20 protein-coding genes, 1 other RNA gene and 1 pseudogene are annotated in these 21,455 nt (G+C 69.1%); 8 read left to right on the forward strand and 14 right to left on the reverse strand.

The features are described 5' to 3' along the window. Window positions 1–3 precede the first annotated feature (3 nt). The 3 genes from pseF to pseI all read left to right on the forward strand — a co-directional run bounded on the left by pseF (window position 4) and on the right by pseI (window position 3,399). Window positions 4–711, forward strand: a complete 708-nt coding sequence (gene pseF / locus VJ693_RS02070) for a pseudaminic acid cytidylyltransferase (RefSeq protein WP_324151804.1) — start codon at window positions 4–6, stop codon at window positions 709–711. A gap of 85 nt (window positions 712–796) precedes the next feature. Further along, the gene (gene pseG, locus VJ693_RS02075) at window positions 797–2,335 is read left to right on the forward strand and encodes a UDP-2,4-diacetamido-2,4,6-trideoxy-beta-L-altropyranose hydrolase (RefSeq protein WP_324151805.1); all 1,539 of its coding nucleotides are present in this window, start codon (window positions 797–799) and stop codon (window positions 2,333–2,335) included. Beyond that, on the forward strand, window positions 2,332–3,399 hold the full coding sequence (gene pseI, locus VJ693_RS02080; RefSeq protein ID WP_324151806.1) for a pseudaminic acid synthase: 1,068 nt from the start codon (window positions 2,332–2,334) through the stop codon (window positions 3,397–3,399). The genes pseG and pseI overlap by 4 nt, the downstream gene beginning before the upstream one ends. On the opposite strand, the gene gmhB is transcribed toward pseI, so the two are convergent. The 13 genes from gmhB to gyrA form a co-directional block, all read right to left on the reverse strand. After that, on the reverse strand, window positions 3,400–4,044 hold the full coding sequence (gene gmhB, locus VJ693_RS02085) for a D-glycero-beta-D-manno-heptose 1,7-bisphosphate 7-phosphatase (RefSeq protein WP_324151822.1): 645 nt from the start codon (window positions 4,042–4,044) through the stop codon (window positions 3,400–3,402). Then, the gene (gene rfaE1, locus VJ693_RS02090) at window positions 3,966–4,907 is read right to left on the reverse strand and encodes a D-glycero-beta-D-manno-heptose-7-phosphate kinase (protein ID WP_324151807.1); all 942 of its coding nucleotides are present in this window, start codon (window positions 4,905–4,907) and stop codon (window positions 3,966–3,968) included. The genes gmhB and rfaE1 overlap by 79 nt, the downstream gene beginning before the upstream one ends. 127 nt (window positions 4,908–5,034) lie before the next feature. Beyond that, window positions 5,035–5,610, reverse strand: a complete 576-nt coding sequence (gene gmhA / locus VJ693_RS02095; RefSeq protein WP_324151808.1) for a D-sedoheptulose 7-phosphate isomerase — start codon at window positions 5,608–5,610, stop codon at window positions 5,035–5,037. Then, window positions 5,607–6,761, reverse strand: a complete 1,155-nt coding sequence (lapB, locus tag VJ693_RS02100; protein ID WP_324151809.1) for a lipopolysaccharide assembly protein LapB — start codon at window positions 6,759–6,761, stop codon at window positions 5,607–5,609. The genes gmhA and lapB overlap by 4 nt, the downstream gene beginning before the upstream one ends. Continuing rightward, window positions 6,751–7,059, reverse strand: a complete 309-nt coding sequence (locus tag VJ693_RS02105; RefSeq protein ID WP_324151810.1) for a LapA family protein — start codon at window positions 7,057–7,059, stop codon at window positions 6,751–6,753. The genes lapB and VJ693_RS02105 overlap by 11 nt, the downstream gene beginning before the upstream one ends. Before the next feature lie 142 nt (window positions 7,060–7,201). Beyond that, entirely contained in the window at window positions 7,202–7,525 is a 324-nt protein-coding gene (locus tag VJ693_RS02110; RefSeq protein WP_324151811.1) for an integration host factor subunit beta, read from the reverse strand. A gap of 14 nt (window positions 7,526–7,539) precedes the next feature. Beyond that, complete coding sequence (rpsA, locus tag VJ693_RS02115) at window positions 7,540–9,261, reverse strand: 30S ribosomal protein S1 (RefSeq protein ID WP_324151812.1); 1,722 nt, start codon at window positions 9,259–9,261, stop codon at window positions 7,540–7,542. Window positions 9,262–9,434: 173 nt separating this feature from the next. Further along, the gene (locus VJ693_RS02120; RefSeq protein ID WP_324151813.1) at window positions 9,435–11,450 is read right to left on the reverse strand and encodes a bifunctional 3-phosphoshikimate 1-carboxyvinyltransferase/cytidylate kinase; all 2,016 of its coding nucleotides are present in this window, start codon (window positions 11,448–11,450) and stop codon (window positions 9,435–9,437) included. 32 nt (window positions 11,451–11,482) lie between these two features. After that, complete coding sequence (locus VJ693_RS02125) at window positions 11,483–12,364, reverse strand: prephenate dehydrogenase (protein WP_324151823.1); 882 nt, start codon at window positions 12,362–12,364, stop codon at window positions 11,483–11,485. An 8-nt stretch (window positions 12,365–12,372) separates the two neighbouring features. Beyond that, on the reverse strand, window positions 12,373–13,506 hold the full coding sequence (gene pheA, locus VJ693_RS02130; RefSeq protein ID WP_324151814.1) for a prephenate dehydratase: 1,134 nt from the start codon (window positions 13,504–13,506) through the stop codon (window positions 12,373–12,375). Next, window positions 13,499–14,596 carry a 3-phosphoserine/phosphohydroxythreonine transaminase gene (gene serC / locus VJ693_RS02135; RefSeq protein ID WP_324151815.1) on the reverse strand — a complete coding sequence of 366 codons (1,098 nt, stop codon included), beginning with the start codon at window positions 14,594–14,596 and terminating at the stop codon, window positions 13,499–13,501. Before serC ends, pheA begins: the two co-directional genes overlap by 8 nt. 39 nt (window positions 14,597–14,635) lie before the next feature. Then, window positions 14,636–15,250 carry a hypothetical protein gene (locus tag VJ693_RS02140; protein WP_324151816.1) on the reverse strand — a complete coding sequence of 205 codons (615 nt, stop codon included), beginning with the start codon at window positions 15,248–15,250 and terminating at the stop codon, window positions 14,636–14,638. After that, window positions 15,247–17,889, reverse strand: a complete 2,643-nt coding sequence (gene gyrA, locus VJ693_RS02145; protein WP_324151817.1) for a DNA gyrase subunit A — start codon at window positions 17,887–17,889, stop codon at window positions 15,247–15,249. The genes VJ693_RS02140 and gyrA overlap by 4 nt, the downstream gene beginning before the upstream one ends. Window positions 17,890–18,170: 281 nt before the next feature. On the opposite strand from gyrA, the gene ompA reads away from it, so the two are divergent. From ompA to ssrA, 4 genes are all read left to right on the forward strand, one after another. After that, window positions 18,171–18,833: an outer membrane protein OmpA gene (gene ompA / locus VJ693_RS02150; protein WP_324151818.1), complete on the forward strand. Its 663-nt coding sequence runs from the start codon at window positions 18,171–18,173 to the stop codon at window positions 18,831–18,833. Window positions 18,834–18,906: 73 nt separating this feature from the next. Continuing rightward, window positions 18,907–19,620, forward strand: a complete 714-nt coding sequence (ubiG, locus tag VJ693_RS02155; protein WP_324151819.1) for a bifunctional 2-polyprenyl-6-hydroxyphenol methylase/3-demethylubiquinol 3-O-methyltransferase UbiG — start codon at window positions 18,907–18,909, stop codon at window positions 19,618–19,620. Next, entirely contained in the window at window positions 19,602–20,291 is a 690-nt protein-coding gene (gene gph / locus VJ693_RS02160; RefSeq protein ID WP_324151820.1) for a phosphoglycolate phosphatase, read from the forward strand. The genes ubiG and gph overlap by 19 nt, the downstream gene beginning before the upstream one ends. 15 nt (window positions 20,292–20,306) lie before the next feature. Further along, window positions 20,307–20,679, forward strand: a transfer-messenger RNA (tmRNA) gene (gene ssrA, locus VJ693_RS02165). A 313-nt stretch (window positions 20,680–20,992) separates the two neighbouring features. Here ssrA and VJ693_RS02170 read toward each other — a convergent pair. After that, window positions 20,993–21,163, reverse strand: a pseudogene (locus VJ693_RS02170) (integrase); the annotation flags it as partial. Between VJ693_RS02170 and VJ693_RS25695 the strand changes: the two are divergent. Next, on the forward strand, window positions 21,141–21,455 hold a 315-nt coding region (locus VJ693_RS25695), incomplete at its 3' end, for a hypothetical protein (RefSeq protein WP_349255086.1). The pseudogene VJ693_RS02170 and the gene VJ693_RS25695 overlap by 23 nt on opposite strands.

Below are 21,455 nucleotides of genomic sequence, written 5' to 3' on the forward strand. Positions count from 1 at the left end.
CACATGAAACGCCTGGCGGTCATCCCGGCGCGCGGCGGCAGCAAGCGCATCCCGCGCAAGAACCTGCGGCCCTTTGCCGGCCGGCCGATCATTGCGCATTCGATCGCCGCGGCGCGCGACAGCGGGCTGTTCGACGTGGTCCTCGTGTCGACCGACGACGAGGAGATCGCCGCCGTTGCCCGCGAACACGGCGCCGACGTGCCCTTCCTGCGCCCGCGCGAGCTGGCGGACGACCACACCGGCACGCAGGCGGTCGTCAAGCAGGCGATCGAGGCGGTCGCGGCCTGGCAGGCCATGCCCGAACAGGTCTGCTGCCTGTACGCCACTGCACCCTTCGTGCGTGCGAGCGACCTGGCCGACGGCCTGGCCCGGCTCGACGCCAGCCAGGCCGATTTCGCCTTCAGCGTGACCAGCTTCGCCTTCCCGATCCAGCGCGCGCTGCGGCTCGATGCCGAGGGCCGCATTGGCATGTTCTGGCCCGAGCACATGGGCACGCGCTCGCAGGATCTGGAGCATGCCTGGCACGACGCCGGCCAGTTTTACTGGGGCCGCGCCGCGGCCTTCCTGGCCGGCGTGCCGCTGTACTCGAAGGCGGCGGTGGCCGTGCCCCTGCCGCGCCATCGCGTGCAGGACATCGACACCGAAGAGGATTGGCGCCGTGCCGAGCTGATGTTCCGCGTGCTGCAGGCGGAAGAATCGGGGGTGGCATGACGATGGCCGAGCGCCGGGCCGCTCCCAAGCCGGCCATCATCCCCCCGGGGGATCGGACGCGGTACTCCGCAGGCGAGGGGCTCCCATGAAGGTCGCTTTCCGCGTCGATGCCAACGCGCAGATCGGCTCGGGCCATCTGGTGCGCTGCGCGACGCTGGCCGGCGCGCTGCGGGCGCATGGCGCCGAGACGCTGTTCGTCTGCCGGGGCCTGCCCGCGAGCTGGCGGGCCTGGCTGGAGCGGCAGGGGTTGTCCTGGCTCGATCTCGGCGCGCCGCACATTCCCCACGAGCCCAGGGCCGATGATGTGCCCCACGCTGCCTGGCTCGGCACCGGCTGGGCCGTGGATGCCGAGGACACCCGACGGGCCTTGCACGATGCCCAGTGGGATTGGCTGGTCGTCGACCACTACGCGCTCGATGCCCGCTGGGAACGCGCGCTGCGGCCCTGCGCGGACCGCCTGCTGGCGATCGACGACCTGGCCGATCGTGACCATGCGGCCGATGCGCTGCTGGATCTGAACCTCTACGAACACGCCGCGAGCCGCTACGCCGCCCGCGTGCAGGCATCGGCCCGCCTGATGCTCGGCCCGCGCTTTGCACTGCTGCGGCCCGAGTTCGCTGCGGCCCGTGCCACGCTCGCGCCGCGCGCGGCCGCGGTGCACCGCGTGCTCGTCTTCTTCGGTGGTTTCGACGCCGCCAACGCGACCGGCCGCGTGCTGCAGGCGCTCGATTCCTTGCGTGGCAATGGGGTCGGCGCCTTCGCGGTCGATGCGGTGATCGGCGCGGCGCACCCGGCGCGCGAGGAGTTGGTCGCGTACTGCGCCGGCCGGCCGGGCTGGACCTGCCACGTCCAGACCGAGCGCATGGCCGAACTGATGGGCTCGGCCGACCTGGCCATCGGCGCCGGTGGCGGCGCCACCTGGGAGCGTTGCGCGCTGGGCCTGCCGACCATCGCCGTGGCCCAGGCGGCGAACCAGGTCGAGCAGGTCGAAACGGCGGCGCGTGCCGGGGCCCTGTGCGCGCCCCGGCTGCGCGACGACAGCCCCGGTGCCTGGCGCGTGCCCATCGAGGCCCTGTGGTTCGATCCGTTGCGCCGCGCGGGCCTGTCCGACGCCGCGCACGCGCTGGTCGACGGCCGCGGCGCCGAGCGTGTCGCCCAGTTGATGGCGCGGCCACCGTTGACGCTGCGCCGATCCACGGCAGCCGACAGCGCCTTCGTCCACGCCGGCCGCAATGCCGAGGCCGTGCGCCGCGTGTCGCGCTCGGCGGAACCGATTCCGTTCGAGGCCCACCAGCGCTGGTACGAGGCCGTACTGGCCGACCCGCAGCGGGTGCTGCTCATTGGCATGCTCCGCGATGAACCGGTCGGCGTGCTGCGCTGGGACCTGGCCGGCGACGGTACGCGCGCCGAGGTGTCGCTCTACCTCGCCCCCGGCCACGAGGGCCGCGGGCTCGGGCCTGACCTTCTGGCGGCCGGCGAAGCCTGGCTGCGCCGCGCGCATCCCGGCGTGCAGGCGCTGGTGGCCGAGGTCCTGGCCGGCAACGCCGCATCGGTCCATCTGTTCGAGCAAGCCGGCTACGCGCCGCGCTCGCAGCACTTCGAGAAGGGCATGATCCCGTCATGAAACACAGCCAGCAAACCATCGAGATCGGTGGCCGGCCGGTCGGTCCGGGCCATCGGCCTTTCGTGATCGCCGAGATGTCGGGCAACCACAACCAGTCGCTCGAGCGCGCCTTGGCGATCGTCGATGCCGCGGCCGACGCCGGCGCCCATGCGCTGAAGATCCAGACCTACACAGCCGACACGATGACGCTGGACGTCGACCGCGACGATTTCCGCATCACCGACCCCAACAGCCTGTGGGCCGGGCAATCGCTGCACAAGCTCTACGATCAGGCGCACACGCCGTGGGACTGGCACCAGCCGATCTTCGAGCACGCGGCCAAGCGCGGCATGCTGGCCTTCAGCACGCCGTTCGACGAGACGGCGGTCGAGTTTCTGGAAACGCTGCGCGTGCCCTGCTACAAGGTCGCTTCGTTCGAGAACACCGACCTGCCGCTGATCCGCCGCATCGCGGCCACCGGCAAGCCGATGATCATCTCGACCGGCATGGCCTCGGTGGGTGAACTTTCCGAGACGGTCGCTGTCGCGCGCGAGGCGGGCTGCCGCGACCTGGTCCTGCTCAAGTGCACCAGCACCTACCCGGCGTCGCCCGAGTTCAGCAACGTGGTGACGATCCCGCACATGCGCGAGCTGTTCGATTGCCAGGTCGGCCTGTCGGACCACACGATGGGTGTCGGGGTGGCGGTGGCGGCGGTCGCCCTGGGCGCCACCGTGGTCGAGAAGCACTTCACCCTGGCGCGCGCCGACGGGGGGGTCGACTCCAGCTTCTCGCTCGAGCCGGCCGAGATGGCCGCGCTGGTCACAGAAACCAGCCGCGCCTGGGAGGGGCTGGGGCACGTCAGCTACGGTGTGCAGTCGGCGCAGGAGAAGAAGTCGCTCGCCTTCCGGCGCTCGCTCTACGTGGTGCGCGACCTCGCGGCGGGCGAGCCGCTGACGGCCGATGCGGTGCGCGCGATCCGCCCTGGCTTCGGCCTCGCGCCGAAGCACCAGGACGCGGTGATCGGCCGCCGGGCGCGGCGCGACATCAAGCGTGGCACGCCGCTGGCGTGGGATCTGCTCGAGTGATCAGCCGGCGCTGAGCACCGCGTCGGCGCAGGCCGCGAGGCCGTCGAACACGCCGTCCGCCGCCGCCTCGGCGCCCCTTTCGAGCGCGTGCCCCGAGTGCACGAGGTAGACCCGGCCGACGCCGGCCGCCCGGCCGGCCCGCGCGTCGGCCAGCTTGTCGCCGACGATGAACGAATCGGGCAGCGAGATGCCGAGCTCGCGTGCGGCTTGCAGCAGCATGCCGGGCTGCGGCTTGCGGCAGTCGCACTCGACGGCCAGTGCGGGGACCTTCCCCGACGGGTGGTGCGGGCAGTGGTAGATGCCGGCTGCCGGGCAGCCGGCGGCGTCCAGGGCCTCGCGCAGCTTCGCGGTCAGTGCCTGGTAGTCGGCCTCGGTGTAGTAGCCGCGCGCGATGCCGGACTGGTTGGTCACGATCACCAGCGCATACCCGGCCTGGTGCAGCCGGCGCATCGCATCGAGCACGCCGGGCAGGAACTCGAAGTCTTCCCAGCGGTGCAGGTAGCCGATGTCGCGGTTGACGACGCCGTCGCGGTCGAGGAAGGCGGCGCGCCGGAGGGCGGGGGGCTTCACGCGGCGAGCTCGTCGTAGCCGACGCTCGCGGTGCCGAACTTGCCGACGACGATGCTCGCGGCGTGGTTGGCCCAGGGCACCGCGTCGCGCAGCGCCAGCCCGGCGCCGACCAGCGCCGCCAGTGCCGCAATCACGGTGTCGCCTGCACCGGTGACATCGAAGACCTCGCGCGCCTCGGCCGGCACGTGGTGGCTGCCCTGCGCGTCGAACAGCGTCATGCCCTCTTCGGAGCGGGTCAGCAGCAGGGCCCCGAGCTTCAGCTCGGCGCGCATCGCCTGTGCCAGCGTGGCGAGGTGGGTCTCGTCGCGCCACGGGCCGGTGATCTGCGCCAGCTCGCCGCGGTTGGGCGTCAGCAGGCTGGCGCCGGCATAACGCGCGTAGTCGTGGCCCTTGGGATCGATCAGCACCGGTTTGCCGGCCGCGCGAGCGAGCTCGATCATGCGCGGGATGTGCGCGAGTCCGCCCTTGCCGTAGTCGGAGAAGACGACCGCGTCGTGGCCCGGCAGCTCGGCCTCGAAGGCGGTGAGCATCTGGGCCAGCACCTCGTGATCCGGCGTGTTCTCGAAGTCGATGCGCATCAGCTGCTGCGAACGGCCGATCACGCGCAGCTTGACGATGGTCTTGAGCTGCGGGTCGCGGCCGATCGCGCTGCGGATCTGGCGATCGGCGAGCAACTGCTCGAGCCGGCGCGCGGGCTCGTCGTCGCCGACCACGGTCAGCAGCGTCGCGGCCGCGCCGAGCGACTGCACGTTGACGGCGACGTTGGCCGCGCCGCCGAGCCGGTCCTCTTCGCGCGTGATCCGCACCACCGGCACCGGGGCCTCGGGCGAGATGCGGTCGACCGCGCCGAACCAGTAGCGGTCGAGCATCACGTCGCCGACGACCAGCACGCGGCTGGCGGCCAGTTGCTCGCGCGAGGGCAGGGGCGAGTTCCGCATCATGTCAATTTCCGCAACCCCGACGCGGGCCACCGGCGCGGCCAAGCGGCCGCCGCGGATCCGGCTTTGCCGGTCTGCTGGTGGCGCCCCCTGGAGGGGGAGGCACCGAAGGCGCTTCGGGGGTGGTTCATGTCAATCCGAGCTGCTGCTCGATCAGCCCGCACAGCGTGTGGATGATCAGGATGTGGGCTTCCTGGATGCGCGCGGTCACCGGGCTGGGCACGACGATCGCGACATCCGACAGGGCCTTGAGCTGGCCGCCATCGCGGCCGAGCAGCCCGACCACGCGGATGCCGGCGTCGCGCGCCGCGCGGGCCGCCTGCACGACGTTGGCCGAATTGCCGGAAGTCGAGATGGCGAGCAGCGCGTCGCCCGGTCGGCCGAGGGCCCGCAGCTGGCGCGCGAACACCTCGTCGAAGCTGTAGTCGTTGCCGATGCAGGTCAGCGCCGAGCTGTCGGTCGTCAGCGAGATGGCCGCCAGGGGCTTGCGTTCGTTGATGAAGCGGCCGGTCAGTTCGGAGGCGATGTGCTGCGAGTCCGCAGCTGAGCCGCCATTGCCGCATGAAAGCAGCTTGCCGTCGGCGCGCAGCGCGTCGGCGATCAGCGTGCCGGCGCGCGCGACGGCGGTGTCGAGCGGGCCCATTTGCTGGAACAGCTGGAGGTGCTCGGCCAGGTTGGCGGCGAACAGGGAGGGAGTGTTCATAGTTCCTCGACGCGGCGCGGCGGGAAGCTGTCCCAGCTCAGGCAGCCGGGGCATTGCCAGAAGTAGCGTTGGGCCTCGAAGCCGCAGGCGGCACAGCGGTAGCGCTGCTGCGGCCGCGCGGCGCGGGCGACGGCCTCTCCCACGGCCTGTGCGGCCTCGGCATTCCATTGGGGGGCCGGCCGGGCCAGCACGGCCTGTGCCGCGCTGAGCGTGGGCTGCTGGCGCAGGTGGGGCAGCAGTTCGGCCGTCGCGCTCAGCTCATGGCCGTCGACCCGGGCGATGGCGCGCAGCAGATCCAGCCCCGGCACGTGTTCATAGGCCGCCCGCAACGCCTGGCGCGCCGCGTCCGACTGGCCGGCCGCCCGCGCGCTGTCGGCATAGTCGGAGGCCACCAGCGAGAAGGCGGCCAGGTCGCGCAGGCGCAGGTCGTCCCAGGCGGCCAGCGCTTCGGCGTGCCGCCCGGCCTTGGCCAGGCGCTGGCCGGCCAGCAGCAGTGGCCGCGGCGCATTCGGGGCCACGGCACGGGCCTTGGCCAGCGCGCTGTCGGCCGAGTCCACCAGGCCCTTGGCGTCGGCCTCGAGCACCGTCTCGCACCAGTGGTGGGCGATGCGCGTGCCGAAGGAGCCGGTCCCGCTGCGCTCGAGGGCCGCCGCAGTCTCGGCCGCCGCGGCCCAGTCACGCGAGCGTTCGTACAGGTTGAGCAGCGCGAGCCGTGCCTCGGTATCGAAGGCGGTGCCTTGCAGCGCGCGATAGGCCTGCTCGGCGCGGTCGAACAGGCCGGCTTTCATGAAATCCTGTGCCAGCGCGTGCTGGGCGCGGTCGCGCTCGCTGCTGGCCAGATCGGCGCGGCCCAGCAGGTGCTGATGCACACGCACCGCGCGCTCGAATTCGCCGCGGCGGCGGAACAGGTTGCCCAGGGCGAAGTGCAGCTCGCTGGTCTCCGGGTCGTGCTGGACGGCTTCGATGAAGGCATCGATCGCCTTGTCCTGCTGCTCGTTGAGCAGCAGGTTCAGGCCCTTGAAGTAGGCCTTGGGCGTTTCGCGGTTCTCGCGCCTGAGCTGCCGCAGGTCCAGCCGCGAGGCCAGCCAGCCGAAGGCGAAGGCAACCGGCAGCGCGACCAGCAGCCACCAGGTGGGAAGGTCAAACTCCATCGGGGATCACCGGCTGCCGGGGTTCTTCGGCCGCCGGTGGCATCGGCATCGGCTGGGTGTTGCCGGCATCGGGCGCGTGCTTGCGCGCGAGGCGGCGGTGCTTCCACCAGCTGGGCGTCATCGCCAGCACGCCGAAGACCGTGCCGGCGGCGAAGGCGGCGAGCACGATGATCACCATCGGCGCGTTCCACGCATAGCCGAAGGCCCAGTTCACCGACGCCGGCTGCTGGTTGTGCAGCGAGAAGGCGAACAGCGAGAAGAAGATGAAGGCCCGGAAGAGCCAGACGAGGAAGCGCATCGAGGCTCGATTCTAAGGAGCCTGCGAGTCACCGATGACAAACCGGCTTGCCGGTTTGCGGTGAAGGCTCATGTTGCGAAGCAACGTGATGCCGAAACCAAAAAGGGCCCGCGAGGGGCCCTTGGCACTTGGCGTTCCGGCATCAGGCGCTGGGCGCCACTTCCGTGGCCGGCGCATCGGCCGGCAGGCTGGCATCCACGCCTTCGCGCAGCGCCTTGCCCGGCTTGAAGTGCGGCACCAGCTTCTCGGGGATCGTCACCTGCTCGCCGCTGCGCGGGTTGCGGCCCAGGCGCGGCGGGCGGCGATTGATCGAGAAGCTGCCGAAGCCCCGGATCTCGATGCGGTGTCCGCGCGCCAGCGCGTCGGACATCGCATCGAGGATCGTCTTGACCGCGAACTCGGTGTCGCGCTGCGTCAGCTGAGCAAAGCGCTCGGCCAGCTTGGCAACGAGATCCGAACGAGTCATGGGCAGCCTTCAGCTCAGCTGTTGCCTTGCTGGTTGTCCAGCTTGGCGCGCAGCAGGGCGCCCAGGCTGGTCGTGCCGGCGGTCTCGCGCTCGTTGGCTTGCGACAGGCGCTGCATGGCTTCCTGCTGGTCGGCCTGGTCCTTCGCCTTGATCGACAGCTGGATGTTGCGCGTCTTGCGGTCGACGTTGACGATCATCACCGAGACCTCGTCGCCTTCCTTCAGCACGTTGCGCGCGTCTTCGACGCGGTCGCGGCTGATTTCGGAGGCGCGCAGGTAGCCCAGCACGTCGTCGGCGAGTTGCACTTCGGCGCCACGCGGGTCGACGGTCTTGACCACGCCGTTGACGATCATGCCGCGGTCATTGACCGAGGTGAAGGTCGCGAACGGGTCTCCATCGAGCTGCTTGATGCCCAGCGAGATGCGCTCGCGCTCGACATCGATGCCCAGCACCACGGCCTCGACTTCCTGGCCCTTCTTGTAGTTGCGCACGGCGGTCTCGCCCGGCTCGTGCCAGGACAGGTCCGACAGGTGCACCAGGCCATCGATACCGGCAGCCAGGCCGACGAAGACGCCGAAGTCGGTGATCGACTTGATCGGGCCCTTGACCTTGTCGCCGCGCTTGACGGTGGCGCTGAACTCTTCCCAGGGGTTGGCCTTGCACTGCTTCATGCCCAGGCTGATGCGGCGCTTGTCTTCGTCGATCTCGAGGACCATGACTTCGACTTCCTCGCCCAGGGTGACCACCTTGGAAGGAGCGACGTTCTTGTTGGTCCAGTCCATCTCGGAGACGTGCACCAGGCCTTCGATGCCCGGCTCGATCTCGACGAACGCACCGTAGTCGGCGATGTTCGTGACCTTGCCGAACAGGCGGGTGCCCGTGGGGTAGCGGCGAGCCACGCCCATCCAGGGGTCGTCGCCCAGCTGCTTGATGCCCAGCGAGACGCGGTTCTTCTCGGCGTCGAACTTGAGGACCTTGGCTTGCAGTTCCTGGCCGACCTGAACGACTTCGCTCGGGTGGCGCACGCGGCGCCAGGCCATGTCGGTGATGTGCAGCAGGCCGTCGATGCCGCCGAGGTCGACGAACGCACCGTATTCGGTGATGTTCTTGACCACGCCGTTGACGATGGCGCCTTCGGACAGGGTCTCGAGCAGCTTGGCGCGTTCTTCGCCCATCGAGGCTTCGACCACGGCACGGCGCGACAACACGACGTTGTTGCGCTTGCGGTCGAGCTTGATGACCTTGAACTCCATGGTCTTGCCCTCGAACGGCGACATGTCCTTGACAGGACGCGTGTCGAGCAGCGAGCCGGGCAGGAAGGCGCGGATGCCGTTGACCAGGACGGTCAGGCCGCCCTTGACCTTGCCGGAGACGGTGCCGGTGACGAAGTCGCCGGATTCCAGCGCGGTTTCCAGGGCCAGCCACGAGGCCAGGCGCTTGGCCTTGTCGCGCGAGAGGATGGTGTCGCCGTAGCCGTTCTCGACAGCGTCGATGGCCACGGAGACGAAGTCGCCCACCTGGACTTCGATCTCGCCCGTGTCGTTCTTGAATTCGTCGATCGGCACATAGGCTTCGCTCTTCAGGCCGGCGTTGACGACCACGAAGCTGTGCTCGATGCGCACCACCTCGGCGGTGATGACTTCGCCGGAGCGCATTTCGGAGCGCTGCAGGCTTTCCTCGAACAGGGCGGCGAACGATTCACCACCGGTGCTGGCGGCGACTTGGGTTTGGGACATGAATGTTTCCTTGGGACCGGCTTGCAAGGCGCCGGCAGCTTGCGGTGCGTGACACCGCAGGGGTTAGGTTGATGAGTTCACCGCCCTCGATCGACCGGTGCTGGTCTGGAGGGAAGGGCGGTGGGCCCAGACACCGCACGGGCTTGCACCCCAGGCGGCGGTGGCCGCTCCTTTCAGAACGGCCGGCGTTGTTGCCACCAACCCATCACCTGCTCGACTGAAGACTCAACCGAGAGGCTGGAGTTGTCCAGCAGCATCGCGTCTTCGGCCGGCTTCAAGGGGGCGACGGCGCGGTTCTTGTCCCGCTCGTCACGCGCCATGAGGTCTGCGCGAAGGTCGCCGATATTAGCTGGATTTCCCTTGGAAATCAACTGCTTATGGCGCCGCTGGGCGCGCGCGTCGGCGCTGGCGGTGAGGAAGACCTTGAGCTCGGCGCCGGGAAAGACCACGGTGCCCATGTCGCGCCCGTCGGCCACCAGGCCGGGCACGCGCCGGAAACTCAGCTGCAGCCCGTGCAGCGCCTGGCGCACGGCCGGGTGGATGGACACCCGCGAGGCCATGCCGCCGGTGGATTCCAGCCGCAGCGGGTCGGTGATGTCGCGCCCGGCCAGGAACACCTGGTGGCCGGTGAAGCACAGCTCGAGCCGGCCGGCCAGGGCGGCGAGCGCCGGTTCGTCCTCCAGCGAGATCCCGGCATCCTGGGCGGCGAGCGCCGTGGCGCGGTACAGCGCGCCGGAATCGAGCAGGTGGTAGCCCAGCCGCGCGGCCAGTTCGGCGGCCAGCGTGCCCTTGCCGGAGGCGGTGGGGCCGTCGACCGTCAGCACGGGGACACCGTCCGGCGCCGGGGTGACGAGATCGAACAGGGCCTCGAAGTAGTCCGGGAAGGTCTTCGCGACGCAGCGCGGATCGAGGATGCGCACCGGCAAGCCCGCGCCGGCGCCTGCCGACAGCGGGTTGAAGGCCGCCAGCGAGCCGCACATGGCCATGCGGTGATCGTCGTAGGTGTGCAGCGCCGCGGCCTGCCAGCGGCGCGGCGGCGTCACTTCGATGAAGTCGGGCCCGTCGACGACGGTCGCGCCCAGCTTGCGCAGCTCGGCGGCCATCGCGTCGATGCGGTCGGTCTCCTTGACGCGCCAGCTGGCGATGCCGGTCAGGCGGCTGGGGCCGTCGGCGTACAGCGCCATCATCGCCAGCGTCATCGCCGCGTCGGGGATGTGGTTGCAGTCCAGCGTCAGCGCCTTCAGTGGCCAGGCGCCACGGCGCACTTCCAGCCAGCCGGGGCCGCCGTCGACCACCGCGCCCATGGCCCGGGCGGCATCGACGAAGCGGATGTCGCCCTGGATCGAATCCAGCCCGACGCCCTCGATGCGCACCGGCACGTCGACGCCGGCGATCGCGCCGAGCGCGACGAAGTACGACGCGGAGGAGGCGTCGCCCTCGACGTGGATGCTGCCCGGCGAGCGGTACTGGGCGCCGCGCGGGATCACGAAACGTGCGTAGCCTTCGCGCTGCACGGAGATGCCGAAGCGCTCGAGCAGGCGCAACGTGATGTCGATGTAGGGCTTGGAGATCAGCTCGCCGTCGACCTCGATGGCGACGTCGCGCTCGCCGGCGATCAGCGGCAGTGCGAGCAGCAGCGCGGTGAGGAACTGGCTCGACACGTCGCCGCGCACGCGGATCGGTGCATCGGTGCGCAGCGCATGCGCCGCCCCGTCGCCCACCCGCAGCGGCGGGTAGCCCGCGCGGCCGAGATCGGCCACCGGGCAGCCCAGGCCGCGCAGGGCGTCGACCAGGTCGCCGATCGGCCGCTCGTGCATGCGCGGCACGCCGGAGAGCTCGAATGCGCCGCCCTGCGTGGCGGCCAGCACCGCCAGGGCGGCGGTCAGCGGGCGCATCGCGGTGCCGGCGTTGCCGAGGAAGAGCTTGGCCTCGCGGGCGTGCAGCCGCCCGCCCAGGCCGGTGACGTGCAGCACGGCACCATCGCGCCGCAAACCGCAGCCCAACGCGGCCAGCGCGTCCAACATCACGCGGGTGTCGTCCGAATCGAGCAGGTCGTGGACGGCCGTCGTGCCCTCGGCCAGGCCGGCCAGCAGCAGCACGCGGTTGGAGATGCTCTTGGAGCCGGGCAAGCGCACCGTGCCGGCGGCGCGCACCAGGGGAGGAAGATCGAGAAAGGCAGTGCTGTACATGACGGGCCGTGGCAGCGCCACGCGGCGGCGGGCTATTTCTTGACGTGGCGGCCGGAACCCAGGCGCCAGTGGCTGCGGGTGTGCGACACCCCGGTGATCAACGCTTCGAGCGCTTCGCCCTGGCAGTCGCGCAGCACCTGCTCGAGCACGCCCAGCGCGCCGCGGAACCGTTCGCTTTGCTTCAGCACTTCTTCGCGGTTGGCGATCAGGATGTCGCGCCAGATGGCCGGGTCGCTGGCCGCGATGCGGGTGAAATCGCGAAAGCCCGGGCCGGCGAGCGCGAGGAACTGTTCGCTTTCCTTCTGCTGCAGGATGCCGGTGAAGTAGGCGAAGGCCAGCAGGTGCGGCAGGTGGCTCACCGCGGCAAAGGCGGCGTCGTGCGCCTCGGGCGTCATCTCCTGCACGTGGCAGTTCAGCGCGGCCCAGACGGCACGTGCCTTGTCGAGCAGCACGGGCGAGGTCTGCGCGATCGGCGTCAAGATGACCTGACGGTCCTTGTACAGATCGGCATCGGCGTTCTGCACGCCGGCGAGCTCCTTGCCGGTGATCGGGTGCGCGGGCACGAAGGCGCCGACACGCTCCTTCAGCACGCGGCGCGCCGAGTCCACCACGTCGCGCTTGGTGCTGCCCACGTCCATGAACAGCACGTCCGGGTTGACCAGATGCCGGATGGCGCGGAAGGTGATGTCGGTGGCGGCCACCGGCACCGCGAGCAGCACGATGTCGGAGCCCGAGACGGCCAGCAGGGCCGACTCGGCCGCCTGGTCGATCACACCCAGCTGGCGTGCGCGTTCGGTCGTCGAGGGCGATTTCGAGTAGCCGATGATGCGGTCGACCAGGCCGGCTTGCTTCATCGCCAGCGCGAACGAGCCGCCCATCAGGCCGCAACCGATCAGCCCCAACTGCTTGAACATCGCCGCCATCAGTGGACGTCCAGCGGGTAGGTGCCGAGAACCTTGAAGAAGGCGCAGGCGTCGCGCAGCTCTTTCAGCGCGGTGCTCACGTGCGGCTCGTCGGGGTGGCCCTGCAGGTCGATGTAGAAGTAGTACTCCCACTGCCCCGAACGGGCCGGGCGCGATTCGAAGCGGGTCATCGAGACCCCGTGCTTCTTCAGCGGCACGAGCATGTCGTGCACGGCGCCGGGCCGGTTCGTCACCGAGACGATCAGGCTGGTGCAGTCGTGGCCCGATGCCTTGGGCACCGGGTGGCGGTGCGGGTCGGTCACGATCGCGAAGCGCGTGCGATTGTGCGGGTCGTCCTGGATCGCCGGGGCGACCACGTGCAGCCCATATTCGCTGCCGGCACGCACGCTGGCGATCGCGGCCATCTTCGGGTTCTGCGAGGCCTGGCGCGCGCCCTCGGCGTTGCTCGACGCAGGCCGCCGCTCGGCGTGCGGCAGGTGGTTCGACAGCCAGCCGTGGCACTGGGCCAGCGCCTGGGGGTGCGCGCAGACGACCTCGATGCCGTCGAGCGAGTTCTCCTTGCGCAGCAGGTTCTGCCGCACGAACAGGCTCGTCTCGCCGATGATGAACAGCGGCGTCGTCAGCAGGATGTCGAGCGAGCGGGCCACCACGCCCTCGTTCGAGTTCTCGACCGGCACCACGCCGAAATCGGCCGCACCGGCGGACGTCATCGCGAAGACCTCGTCGATGCTGGCGCACAGCACGCGGACGATCGACGAGCCGAAGAAGCCCAGCGCGGCCTCCTCGCTGAACGTGCCGGCGGGGCCGAGGTAGGCGACGCGCGTGGGCGTTTCGAGCGCGCGGCAGGCCGACATGATCTCGCGCCAGATCGGCGCCACGCTGTCGGTGCCCAGAGGCCCGGGGTTGATGGCCTTCAGGCCGTCGATCACCTGGGCTTCGCGCTCGGGGCGGAAGACGACCGAACCTTCCTTCTTCTTCAGCTCACCTACCGCCAGGGCGAGGCCGGCACGGCGGTTCAGCAGCGCGAGCAGATCGCGGTCGAGCGCGTCGATCTGCTGGCGCAAGGCGAGCAACTGGGGTTGGGCATCGGCTGCGCCGGGCAAGGCCGGCGGCGCAGTGGGGTGTTCAGCCATGGCGGCGGGCAAAGTCCTGCATGTAGCCGACCAGGGCCTGCACCCCGGCCAGCGGCATCGCGTTGTAGATGGAGGCCCGCATGCCGCCCACGGACTTGTGGCCCTTGAGCTGCAACAAACCGGCTTCGCGTGCGCCGGCCAGGAAGGCGTCGTTGAGGGATTCGTCGGCGAGGAAGAAGGGCACGTTCATGCGCGAGCGTGCGTCCTTCGCGACCTTGTTGCGGTAGAAGCCGCCGCAGTCGTCGAGGTAGCCGTACAGCAGCGCGGCCTTCTCGGCCGCGCGGCGGTCCATCTCGGCCACGCCGCCCTGGGCCTTGACCCACTGGAAGACCAGGCCGGCGATGTAGATGCCGTAGGTGGGCGGCGTGTTGTACATCGACTGGTTGGCCGCGACGATTGAATAATCGAAGGCCGAGGGGCAGATCGGCAACGCGCGGCCGAGCAGGTCGTCACGCACGAAGACCAGCGTCACGCCCGCGGGGCCGATGTTCTTCTGAGCGCCGGCAAAGGCCAGGCCGACGCGGCGCCAGTCGACGGTGCGCGACAGGATGTGCGACGAACAATCGACGACCAGCGGCGCGTCGCAGCCCAGCGCGGCCAGGTCGGGCAGCGTGTGCATCTCCAGGCCGTCGATCGTCTCGTTCGAGCAGACGTGCACATAGGCCACGCCTCCGCGCAAGGCCCAGCTCGACGGTGGCGGCAGGTCGGTCCGGCCGTCGGGCTCGTTGCTGGCAGCCGCGCGCGCATCGGCGTAGCGCTGGGCTTCCTTCAGCGACTTCTGGCTCCACGAGCCGCTGACCACCACGTCGACCTGACCACCCTGCGACAGGTTCATCGGCACGATGGCGTTCTCGCCCAGGCCGCCGCCCTGCATGAACAGGATGCGGAAGTTCGACGGCACCGCGAGCAGCGAGCGCAGCGTGGCCTCGGCGTCCTCGTAGATGCTGATGAACTCCTTGCCGCGGTGGCTCATCTCCATCACGCCCATGCCGCTGCCGTGCCAGTCGAGCATCTCTTCGGCGGCCTCGCGCAGCACGGGTTCGGGCAGGGTCGCCGGGCCGGCGGAGAAGTTGTAGGGGCGATGGGTCATGCGGGCGGGGCGCCAGCGGCGGGGCCGCGGCTGCTGAGGCTACTTCTTGGCGGCCGGCTTGGCGGCCGAGGCGGCGGGTGCGGCGGGGGCGGTGGGCTTGACGCCGGAGGCAGCCGGGGGCGCAAAGGCCGCGAACCGGTTCTTCAGCGACTGCTCCAGCGCCTTCAGCTTGGGCTCGACGCTGGGCTTGGTGTCTTCGACCATCTTGCGCGTGAGCTGCCCCTGCATGTCGGGCTCGAATTGCTCGTACTTCTTCGCGGCCGAGGATTCGAGCCAGGTGATGATCAGCTTCAGCTCGTCCTCGCTGAACTTCTCCTCCAGGATCGGGCCCCAGATGCCGGCGGCGTTCTTCGTGCCGCTGTCGCGCAGCTTGGCCTCGGTCTCTTCGTAGAAGGCCTTCACGTCGGCCTCCACCTGCTTGCCCAGCGCCTCGCGCTTGTCGGCGGGCACGAACTGCATGGCCTGGCCGGCGGCGGACATCGCGCTCTGGGCCGGCTGGGCCGCGATCGAGCGCGCCAGGCGCTCGACGGCCGGCTGCCGCAGCTGGACGATCTTCGCGACCAGTTCCTTCTTCGACTGGGCCAGGGTTCCCGTCGATGCTGCCGCCAGGCACAGGGCAACGGCAGCGATGGACAGGGGGCGGGTGAATGTCATGCGTTTCCTTCGTCAGCGGCGGGAGTGCCGTTTTCGGTATCGCCGTCGGCCTCGGCCTGGGCGTCGTTCTCGACGATCCGCTGCAGCCCCGACAGCGTGGCGCCGTCGTCGAGCGCGATCAGGGTCACGCCCTGCGTCGCGCGGCCGAGTTCGCGGATCTCGCTGACCCGGGTGCGCACCAGCACGCCCTTGTCGGTGATCAGCATGATCTCGTCGTTCGGGCGCACCAGGGTCGCGGCCACGACCTTGCCGTTGCGCTCGCTCTGCTGGATCGCGATCATGCCCTTGGTGCCCCGGCCGTGGCGGGTGTACTCGACGATCGAGGTGCGCTTGCCGTAGCCGTTCTCGGTCGCGGTCAGAACACTCTGGGTCTCGTCTTCGGCGACCAGCATTGCGATCACGCGCTGGCCGTCGTCCAGCATCATGCCGCGCACGCCGCGGGCATTGCGGCCCATGGGCCGGACGTCGTCTTCGTCGAAGCGAACGGCCTTGCCGCCGTCGCTGAAGAGCATCACGTCGTGGTGGCCGTCGGTCAGCGCGGCGCCGATCAGGTAGTCGCCTTCGTCGAGGTCGACCGCGATGATGCCGGCCTTGCGGGGGTTGCTGAATTCATCCAGCGTGGTCTTCTTGACCGTGCCCAGCGCGGTCGACATGAACACGTAGTGGTCGGCCGGGAAACTGCGGAACTCGCCGGTCAGCGGAAGCACGACGGTGATCTTCTCTTCCGGCTGCAGCGGGAACATGTTGACGATCGGCTTGCCGCGCGAGGCGCGGCCGCCTTGCGGCACCTCCCAGACCTTGAGCCAGTAGACGCGGCCGCGGTTGGAGAAGCACAGGATCCAGTCGTGCGTGTTGGCGATGAAGAGCTGGTCGATCCAGTCGTCTTCCTTGGTCTGCGCCGCCTGCTTGCCGCGGCCGCCGCGGCGCTGCGCGCGGTACTCGGCCAGCGGCTGGCTCTTGATGTAGCCGGTGTGGCTGAGCGTGACGACCATGTCGGTCGGGGTGATCAGGTCCTCGGTGCCGAGCTCCTGCACGTTGTGCTCGACCACCGAGCGGCGCGCGCCGAGCTTGGTCTGGCCGAACTCCTGGCGCAGGGCGGTGAGCTCTTCGCTGATGATCGCGGTCACGCGCTGCGGCTTGGCCAGGATGTCCAGCAAGTCGGCGATGACGGCCATCACCTCCTTGTACTCGCCGATGATCTTGTCCTGCTCGAGGCCGGTCAGGCGCTGCAGGCGCATCTGCAGGATCTCGCCGGCCTGGTCGTCGGACAGGCGGTAGAGGCCGTCCGGCTGCATGCCGTAGTGGGCCGGCAGGCCCTCGGGGCGGTAGGCCTCGCGGCCGCCCGGGGTGTCGCCCTCGGCACGCGCGAGCATCTCGCGCACCAGCGACGAATCCCAGCTCTGGGCCATCAGGGCCGTCTTCGCCATCGGCGGCGTCGGCGATTCCTTGATGATGCGGATGAACTCGTCGATGTTGGCCAGCGCGACCGCCAGGCCCTCCAGCACGTGGCCGCGCTCGCGCGCCTTGCGCAGCTCGTACACCGTGCGCCGCGTGACCACCTCGCGCCGGTGCTCGAGGAAGATCTCGAGCAGCTGCTTGATGTTGCACAGCTTGGGCTGGCCATCGATCAGCGCGACCATGTTGATGCCGAAGGTGTCCTGCAGCTGCGTCTGCTTGTACAGGTTGTTCAGCACCACCTCGGGCACTTCGCCGCGCTTGAGCTCGATCACCACGCGCATGCCCGACTTGTCGGACTCGTCCTGGATGTGGCTGATGCCCTCGATCTTCTTCTCGTGGACCAGCTCGGCGATCCGCTCGAGCAGCGTCTTCTTGTTGACCTGGTAGGGGATCTCGTCGACGATGATCGCCTGGCGCGCGCCGCGGTCGATGTCCTCGAAGTGCACCTTTGCGCGCATCACCACCTTGCCGCGGCCGGTGCGGTAGCCCTCGCGCACGCCGTTCAGGCCGTAGATGATCCCGGCGGTCGGAAAATCCGGCGCCGGGATGATCTCCATCAGTTCGTCGATCGTGGCCGCGGGCGCCTTCAACAGGTGCAAACACGCATCGACGACTTCGTTCAGGTTGTGCGGTGGAATGTTCGTCGCCATGCCCACCGCAATGCCCGCGGCACCGTTGACCAGCAGGTTCGGCAGGCGCGTCGGCAGCACCAGCGGCTCTTTCTCGGAGCCGTCGTAGTTCGGGCCGAAATCGACGGTTTCCTTGTCGATGTCGGCCAGCATTTCGTGGGCGATCTTCGACAGGCGGATTTCGGTGTACCGCATCGCTGCCGCGTTGTCGCCGTCGACCGAGCCGAAGTTGCCCTGGCCATCGACCAGCATGTGGCGCAGCGAGAAATCCTGCGCCATGCGGACGATGGTGTCGTACACCGCGGTATCGCCGTGCGGGTGGTATTTGCCGATCACGTCGCCGACGATGCGGGCCGATTTCTTGTAGGGCCGGTTCCAGTCGTTGTTCAACTCGTGCATCGCGAACAGCACGCGCCGGTGCACCGGCTTCAGGCCGTCACGCGCATCAGGCAGGGCGCGCCCGACGATGACGCTCATCGCGTAGTCGAGGTACGAGCGCCGCATCTCCTCTTCGAGGCTGATGGGCAGAGTTTCCTTGGCAAATGAGGTCATCGGAGGCGGGGCGAGCGGAGCCGTTCTGGCGGCCCGGCGCACATCGCGCGTGCACCGGGAATCGGGGAAAAGTCGATTCTACGGGCGCCGCCTTGTGGTGGCGCCGCAACATGGGGCGCGCTGCACCGAACAGGCCGGCCCAAAATGCAGCCCATCCGACACCCTATGGCACAATGAGTTGTCGGTGGTGATCACTCGTGAAGAGCGTGTGTTTGCCCTGAAATTGCGCTTCCGATTTGGACGTAACGCAGGCAACTGCGGCTTTCCTTGAGAGGAGAATCATGAAGAAACTGAACAAGGTGGCGATGCTCTTCGCATCGGCCGCGCTTGCTGCGCCGATGTCGAGCGCGTTTGCCCAGAAGTCTGTCGACAACTGGCGAGCTGCGGACGGCACGGTGTGGAAGAACGGCACGAACGAACTCTGCTGGCGCGATGCCAACTGGACGCCCGCCACCGCCGCCGAGAACTGCGATGGCGCGGTGAAGCCGCCGCCGCCGCCGGCTCCGGCACCTGCTCCGGCCCCCGTCGTCGCACCGCCGCCGCCCGCGCCGCCGGCTCCGCCCGCGCCGAAGCCCGCTCCCGTGAGCGAGAAGGTTACCTACGCGGCTGACGCCTTCTTCGACTTCAACAAGGCTGTGCTGAAGCCAGAAGCCAAGGCCAAGCTGGATGACCTGGTCAGCAAGACCAAGGGCGTGAACCTGGAAGTCATCATCGCCGTCGGCCACACCGACAGCGTTGGCTCCGATGCCTACAACCAGAAGCTCTCGATCAAGCGCTCGGAAGCGGTGAAGGACTACATCGTGTCCAAGGGCATCGAGAAGAATCGCGTCTACACCGAAGGCAAGGGCGAGAAGCAGCCCGTGGCCGACAACAAGACCGCCGAAGGCCGCGCGAAGAACCGTCGCGTGGAAATCGAAGTGGTCGGTACCCGCGCCAAGCAGTAATCGGTTTACCGATACTGCCCAAAACCCCGCCTCGGCGGGGTTTTTGTTTTCCGGCACTGATTACCATTGCGGCATGAGCGAAACCACCGTCAACGCCGACCCGCAGGAACTCGCCAAATTCGGTGAACTGGCCCACCGCTGGTGGGACCCGGATGGCGAATTCCGGCCCCTGCATCAGATCAACCCGCTGCGGCTCGAATGGATCGCCGGCCTGGCCACCTTGCCGGGGCGCGAGGTGCTCGATGTCGGCTGCGGCGGCGGCATCCTCGCCGAGTCCATGGCCAGGCGGGGCGCCAAGGTCCTGGGCATCGACCTGTCGACCAAGCCGCTGAAGGTGGCGCAGCTGCATGCGCTCGAGGCGGGGCTCGAGAACCTCATGTACCGCGAAGTTGCCGTCGAGCAACTCGCTGCCGAGAAGCCGGCCAGCTTCGATGTCGTGACCTGCATGGAAATGCTCGAGCACGTGCCCGAGCCGGCGTCGGTGGTGCGGGCCTGCGCGCAGCTCGTCAAGCCGGGCGGCCAGGTCTTCTTCTCGACGCTGAACCGCAACGCCAAGGCGTTTCTGTTTGCGATCGTCGGTGCCGAGCACGTGCTGGGCCTGCTGCCCAAGGGCACGCACGAATACGCGCGCTTCATCCGCCCGAGCGAGCTCGCGCGCTATGCGCGCGACGCCGGCCTGGAGGTCGATCAGCTCAAGGGCATGGAATACAACCCGCTGACGCAGCGCTACTGGCTGTCCGGGCGCACCGACGTGAACTACCTCGTGGCATGCCGGCGCCCGGCATGATCGGCGCGGCGCGCATGCCGCGCGCCATCCTGTTCGATCTCGACGGCACCTTGATCGACAGCGCGCCGGATCTGGCCGGCGCCGCCAATGCGCTGCGCGCCGAGCATGGGCTCGAGCCCTTGCCCTACGAGCACCTGCGGCCGATGGTCGGTGCAGGCGCCCGCGGCATGGTCGGCATCGCCTTTGGCGTCGTGCCGGGCGACGAACGCTTCGAGCCCTTGCGAGATGCCTTCCTGGCTCGCTATGAGCAGGCCATGCTCGAGCGAACGAGGTTGTTCGACGGCATCCAGGTGCTGCTGGCCTCGATGGAGGCCGCCGGCATCGCCTGGGGCATCGTGACCAACAAGGCCGCGCGATTCGCGATCCCGGTGGCCGAAGGCCTGGGCCTGGCGCCGCGCGCCGGCGCGCTGGTCTGCGGCGACACCACGCCGCACTCGAAGCCGCACCCCGAGCCGCTGTGGGAGGCGGCCCGTCGCCTCGGCCACGCGCCCGCCGACTGCCTCTACGTGGGCGATGACCTGCGCGACGTGCAAGCTGGACGGGCGGCCGGCATGGCCACCCTCGTTGCGGGCTGGGGCTACCTGGGCCAGGGCGACCACGTCGACACCTGGGGGGCCGATGCGATCGTCGAAAGTCCCTCGGCCCTCTTGAACTGGCTCCAACTGCCCTAAACTACGCAACATCCTGGGGCCGACCTGGTTTCGACGTGGGTACGGAGTCGGGATAGTGCATGTCGAGCACCAGTTCGCTCGTAAAACCACTGGAAACAAAGTAACTGCGAACGACGAACGTTTCGCCCTCGCCGCTTAACACCGGTGAGCCTCTCAACGGTTGGCCAATGGGCCGGGTCGAAGACCGCAAGGTCTGAAGCTGAGAGGTCATTCACATTGGCTGGTTCCCCGGTTGGTCACGGGCCAGGGAACGAGATCAAGTGGCTGGCGAGTCCGGTAGCGTGCTGCTGCGCGACCGGACGCGTGAGAACCAAATCAGTCAGCTAAACATGTAGATCTACCTGGCGATGGCTTGCGGACGGGGGTTCAATTCCCCCCGGCTCCACCAGTTCAGAACGCTCCCGCCTACGAAAGACCGCAGGCGGGAGCGGGTGTGAAACGCACCGAATAGGCCTCCGCGGCCTGCCGTTTCACACGTGACTCACACGTGCAATTCACACGTGAAGATGGCCCGAGGTGAGCACCGCCGGCGGGCCGCTGCTGCATTGGCGATCGGCGGCAGCGCCCCTGCCGGGCGTGCTGGATGCGGTGCTCAAGGTACGGGTTGGGGTTCGGCCAGCGCCTCCCGGCGCGGCCGCGGCGCAGCGTCAGGCCGCCTGCACGAGCTGCAGGCGTGGACGCTGGTAGTCCGTGCTGATGAACTATCCGTAGGTCTGGAAGACCATCGTGACGTCGACGTGGCCGAGCTGCTGGGCGACGTACCAGGGGTTGGCGCCCGGGCGCGTGCCATCGCCCGTCAGCAGAGCACTGGCGAAGGTGTGGCGCAGCTGGTAGGGGTTGCGGTATCGGATGCCGGCGCGCAGACACAGCGGCTACCACAATGCGGGTGCGGAAGTCCGTGTCGGCCTCCATCACGTCGTCAACGGGCGGAATGGCCTCCGGATCACCCGGCGTGAGCACCAGGCGCGGGATGCCGTAGTTGGCGCCGATCTGGTCCAGGTCGGCGCCGGCGGCGTAGGCCAGCATGACCGCCTTGGATGCTTCGTTGATGCGCTGGCGCAGCAGCAGCTCACGGTAGGCGACCACCTGCAGCAGCGCGGTGACCGGCTCCGATTCGAGCTCGAGCAGGTCGGCGAGCTCGGGCAGGCGGGCGATGGCGTCAGC

The organism is Ideonella sp., assembly GCF_035254525.1.
Lineage (GTDB): Bacteria > Pseudomonadota > Gammaproteobacteria > Burkholderiales > Burkholderiaceae_C > Ideonella.